This is a genomic window from Pseudomonas sp. B6(2017) (assembly GCF_002112765.1).
Lineage (GTDB): Bacteria > Pseudomonadota > Gammaproteobacteria > Pseudomonadales > Pseudomonadaceae > Aquipseudomonas > Aquipseudomonas piscis.
In genome coordinates this window covers 1-1,426 of sequence record NZ_NEIQ01000061.1, presented here as the reverse complement: position 1 = coordinate 1,426, position 1,426 = coordinate 1, and the positions used below count along the sequence as shown (strand labels likewise).

Here is a 1,426-nt window from a genome sequence, read left to right as displayed (position 1 = left end):
AACCCTGAGGCGTGATGACGATGCACTACGGTGCAGAAGTAGTTGATGCCCTGCTTCCAGGAAAATCCTCTAAGCTCCAGGTAACATTAAATCGTACCCCAAACCGACACAGGTGGTCAGGTAGAGAATACCAAGGCGCTTGAGAGAACTCGGGTGAAGGAACTAGGCAAAATGGTGCCGTAACTTCGGGAGAAGGCACGCTGGCATGTAGGTGAAGTCCCTTGCGGATGGAGCTGAAGCCAGTCGAAGATACCAGCTGGCTGCAACTGTTTAATAAAAACACAGCACTGTGCAAACACGAAAGTGGACGTATACGGTGTGACGCCTGCCCGGTGCTGGAAGGTTAATTGATGGGGTCAGCCGCAAGGCGAAGCTCTTGATCGAAGCCCCAGTAAACGGCGGCCGTAACTATAACGGTCCTAAGGTAGCGAAATTCCTTGTCGGGTAAGTTCCGACCTGCACGAATGGCGTAATGATGGCCAGGCTGTCTCCACCCGAGACTCAGTGAAATTGAACTCGCTGTGAAGATGCAGTGTACCCGCGGCAAGACGGAAAGACCCCGTGAACCTTTACTATAGCTTGACACTGAACATTGAGCCTTGATGTGTAGGATAGGTGGGAGGCTTTGAAGCGTGGACGCCAGTCTGCGTGGAGCCATCCTTGAAATACCACCCTTTAATGTTTGATGTTCTAACTCGGCCCCATAATCTGGGGTGAGGACAGTGTCTGGTGGGTAGTTTGACTGGGGCGGTCTCCTCCCAAAGAGTAACGGAGGAGCACGAAGGTTAGCTAATCACGGTCGGACATCGTGAGGTTAGTGCAAAGGCATAAGCTAGCTTGACTGCGAGAGTGACGGCTCGAGCAGGTACGAAAGTAGGTCTTAGTGATCCGGTGGTTCTGAATGGAAGGGCCATCGCTCAACGGATAAAAGGTACTCCGGGGATAACAGGCTGATACCGCCCAAGAGTTCATATCGACGGCGGTGTTTGGCACCTCGATGTCGGCTCATCACATCCTGGGGCTGAAGTAGGTCCCAAGGGTATGGCTGTTCGCCATTTAAAGTGGTACGCGAGCTGGGTTTAGAACGTCGTGAGACAGTTCGGTCCCTATCTGCCGTGGGCGTTGGAAGATTGAGAGGGGTTGCTCCTAGTACGAGAGGACCGGAGTGAACGCACCACTGGTGTTCGGGTTGTCATGCCAATGGCATTGCCCGGTAGCTAAGTGCGGAAAAGATAAGCGCTGAAAGCATCTAAGCGCGAAACTTGCCTCAAGATGAGTCTTCCCTGGGCCTTTAAGGCCCCTGAAGGAACGTTTAAGACTAAGACGTTGATAGGCTGGGTGTGTAAGTGCAGCGATGCATTGAGCTAACCAGTACTAATGATCCGTGAGGCTTAACCTTACAACACCGAAGGTGTTTTTAGAGAGA

1 rRNA gene is annotated in these 1,426 nt (G+C 52.2%); it reads left to right on the top strand.

Annotated features, from left to right (window positions below):
• A 23S ribosomal RNA gene (locus tag CAG11_RS32960) occupies window positions 1-1,399 on the top strand; the annotation flags it as partial.
• Window positions 1,400-1,426 lie beyond the last annotated feature (27 nt).